This window comes from Stieleria sp. (assembly GCF_041595215.1).
Taxonomy (GTDB): Bacteria; Planctomycetota; Planctomycetia; order Pirellulales; family Pirellulaceae; genus Stieleria; species Stieleria magnilauensis.
The window spans coordinates 1-3,914 of sequence record NZ_JBFHKV010000838.1; the positions used below are offsets into that span (position 1 = coordinate 1).

A 3,914-nucleotide genomic window follows, 5' to 3' on the forward strand; every position below is an offset into this window, starting at 1 on the left:
ACCGGGCTGCTGCTCCTGTTCCTCCAACACAATGTCGCGTTGTTCGTCGGTCAGGAAACCAAGGTCGACCAGGATCTGTCCAATGCGACGCTGTGCCATGGGTGTAATGCTTGAAAAGGAGGATTCGAGATTTTGGTAGTGTCGGCGGAGACCGGCTTGGGTGCTGCAGTCCGCCGCTGGTTCATGTCGTCGCAGTGGTCACGCTAGTCTTCGTCACCGATCGGGACCGGCGAATCGTCCAACCCGCGACGGGCCTGGACGATGCGTTTGGCCAAGTCATCGGGACGATGCGCCTTGGCCAGGGCGTCTTCGACGGTCACCAATTCGTTCTTCCAGTGCAGAAACAACGCGTCGTCCATCAACTGCATCCCGAACTTGGCACCGGTCTGCATCGCACTGCTGATCCGGAACGTTTTGTTCTCGCGGATCAGGTTGGAAACCCCCGGGGTGACCACCAACACTTCATAAGCCGCACAGCGGCCGCCGCCGATCTTGGGCAACAGCGTCTGGGCGACCACGCCGATCAGCGTACTGGCCAACTGGGTCCGAATCTGGTCCTGCAGGTTTCCCGGGAAGGCGTCGATGATCCGGTTGACGGTGCCCTGGGCACTGTTGGTGTGCAGCGTGCCGAAGACCACGTGACCGGTTTCGGCCGCACTGATCGCCGCTTCGATCGTCTCCAAGTCACGCAGCTCGCCGACCAGAATCACGTCGGGGTCTTGCCGCAACGCCCGGCGAATCGCTTCGGAGAAACTCGGCACGTCCACCCCGACTTCACGCTGGTTGATCGTGCTCATCTTGTGGTCGTGATAAAACTCGATCGGGTCCTCGATCGTGATGATGTGGTGGTCGACCGTCTCGTTGAGCAGGTTGATCAAACTGGCCAACGTCGTCGACTTTCCCGAACCCGTCGGGCCGGTCACCAAAAACAGCCCCCGCGGCCGGTGCGTCAACTTGACGACAGCTTCGGGCAATCCCAGTTGCTCCGGCGTGAGCTTGTCATTGGGAATCTGACGCAGCACCATCGAGATGAAACCGCGCTGCTTGAAGACCGAAACCCGGAAGCGGGCCATCTCGCCAAACGCGAACCCGAAGTCGGTGCTGCCCGATTCCTGCAATTCACGCTGGCAACGCTCCGGCGTGATCGACTTCATCAACGCGACCGCGTCCTCGCCTTCGAGCGTCTTGGTTTCCAGCTTCCGCATCCGACCGTGCAAACGAAACACCGGAGGCTGACCGACGACAATGTGAATGTCGCTGACGCCTTGTTTGATTGCTGCATGGAGCAGTTTGTCGATCAGCACGGTTGCCATCGATGGTTTACCTCAAGTGCGAGAAGAATCATTTTTCTCTAGGGGTTGCGGCCGGGGCGGGTCAGCGGAACCGTCCGCTGATCCGCTCCGGCCACTCCAGGGGAACGATTGTGATGGCGAGAAGTAGAACAAGTTTTCCCCGAAGTGCAGGCATTATGTCCGCCCCACGCGAAAACTTCAAAAAACTTCGCCATCGGCGCGAAACTTTTCGCCAAGGCCCCCCCGGAAGAACCGAACGGGTGGATTGGCGACCGCTGTCGAATGACAGCGGAACCGTCCTGCTCCCAGCCGACGTTTGTCACGATGTCGCGGACAAGGCTGGGAGAGGAAACAGCGGCCGAATTGCCAGCATTCCGAATCCGCCCGGCGGAGCGGATGGTCTGCCCAATTCGACCGAGCGGAAGGGCTTAGAGCGAATCCAAATCGGCGACCAAGTGGCTCAGCGCGAGCGGCTCCTGCTCGGTCTGCTTGGCCACCCGATAGACCTCTTCAAAGGTCGTGATCCCGCGGATCACCTTCAGCATGCCATCGGCGTAAAGCGTTGACATACCACTGCTTATCGCTTCGATGCGGAGCTCCTTGGTGTCCGCCCCGCGGAACATCATCTCACGCAGCTTGCCGTTGACGACCATCAGCTCGTAGATGCCGATTCGGCCGCGGTACCCGGTCCGTCCACAGTAGGGACAGCCCTTTCCCCGAGAGAACTCCCCTTGGGCGACCATTTCCGGCGGCAGCATGGAGTCGGCGATGACCGCTTCGCTGGGCTGGTAGCGGACCTTGCAGCGCGGGCAAATCGTCCGCACCAACCGCTGGGCCAAGATCGCGATGACCGAACTGGCCACCATGTAACCAGGTACACCGATGTCCACCATCCGACTAATAGAACTGGGCGCATCGTTCGTATGCAGAGTACTAAAAACCAGGTGTCCAGTCAGTGAAGCCTGGATTCCCATCGATGCGGTCTCGTGGTCACGCATTTCTCCAACCAGGATGATGTTGGGTGCCTGCCGCAGCATGGAGCGGATGATGCGGGCGAAATCGAGCCCGATCGAGTGCCGGACTTCGACCTGGTTGATCCCCGGCAAGTAGTACTCCACCGGGTCCTCCGCCGTGATCACCTTGCGGTCGGGTCGGTTGAGCGCGTTGAGCGCCGCGTACAGCGTCGTCGTCTTTCCCGACCCCGTCGGGCCGGTCACCAGGATGATCCCGTTGGGCCGCCGGATCAGCGAGTTGAAGGTCCGGTAGTCGCGCTGGTTGAGCCCCAGCTGCCGCACGCCGACTTTGATGTTGTCCTTGTCCAACAGCCGCATCACGCAGGATTGGCCGTGGTTGGTGGGGATGATGCTGACCCGCAAATCGAGCTGTTTGTCCCCCACCGTGATTTTGATCCGCCCGTCGGTCGGCCGCCGTTTTTCCGAAATGTCGATCTTGGACAGAATCTTGATCCGGGCGATCAGGGCGGACAGCATCCGCCGTGGGGCGCTTTCCCGTTCGACACAAACGCCGTCAATTCGATAACGGATCCGGACCCGCTCTTCGAACGGTTCGACGTGGATGTCGCTGGCCCGCAACTGGACGGCTTCCTGGATCATCAGGTTGACCAGCTTGATCACCGGCGCGCTGCTGTCATCGGCATCGTCGGCGGCGTCGGCGGAGTCGCCCGATTCGGTTTCGGTGAAGTCGATCGCCGTGTCGGTGAACTCCTGCAACATCGAGTCAGCCGATTCCCCTTCGACCTGCCCGTAGTACTGGTTGATCGCCCCCTGGATCGCCTCTTTGGGGGCCAACGCGGTTTCGATCTTGCGGTTCAGGATGAACCGCAGCTTTTCGATTGTTTCCAGATCGAAGGGGTCGGCGATCAAAATCCGCAGCGCGCCGTCTTCGACGCTGTAGGGCAGCACCATGTTTTCCCGGGCGACCGATTCGGGAACGAGTTCGATCACGTCTTCGGGGATGCGTGCTTCCCGCAGGTCGACGAAGGGGATTTTGTGGAACTTGGCCATTGCCCGGGCGACTTCCTCGGGCGTGGCATATTCCATTTGGACCAGAATGTCGCCGACATCGGTCGAGGTGTCTCGGGAGACCTGTTCCGCTTCGGAGAGCTGGTCCAAGCTGATGATGCCTTGGCGAAGCAGCAGATCGGTGAATTCTTGAATAGCTTGGCCCATGGTTTCGCCTTCGTTAGCGCTTTGGGGGGATCGTTGAACGTTGGAAAAGGGTGCCGACGGATGAATCCTCTTCATCCGGTCCTGTCCGCACCTGACACAGGATACCATCCCACGCCCGAAACCGGTCACCGACAGACCAAAGAACTGTCGTCATTTCGCCCAAACGGTTCGTTTCACGCGGGGTGAACCCCGTGCGATTGTGGACGACTCGCGTTAAGGCGCTACTGGTTTCGCTGCGGAGCAGCGAAACGAGGCGGCTAAAGCCTGCACACCAGCGCACGTTGGTGTCCAGCCTTCAGGCGCATCCCCACGCGCTGCGAAGCAGCAAGACGGGCGGCTGAAGCCTGCACACCAGCAACCGTTGGTGTCCAGCCTTCAGGCGCATCCCCACGCGCTGCGAAGCAGCAAGACCGGCGGCTGAAGCCTGCACACC

Annotated in this window: 2 protein-coding genes; both read right to left on the reverse strand. The window is 60.4% G+C overall.

What is annotated here, in order from left to right; genetic code table 11:
- Nucleotides 1–203 precede the first annotated feature (203 nt).
- A complete protein-coding gene (locus tag ABX749_RS24975; protein ID WP_145208893.1) occupies nt 204–1,313 on the reverse strand; it encodes a type IV pilus twitching motility protein PilT in 1,110 nt (369 codons plus the stop codon).
- Nucleotides 1,314–1,720: 407 nt separating this feature from the next.
- Nucleotides 1,721–3,481: a GspE/PulE family protein gene (locus ABX749_RS24980; protein WP_372898386.1), complete on the reverse strand. Its 1,761-nt coding sequence runs from the start codon at nt 3,479–3,481 to the stop codon at nt 1,721–1,723.
- Between the last annotated feature and the right edge of the window lie 433 nt (nt 3,482–3,914).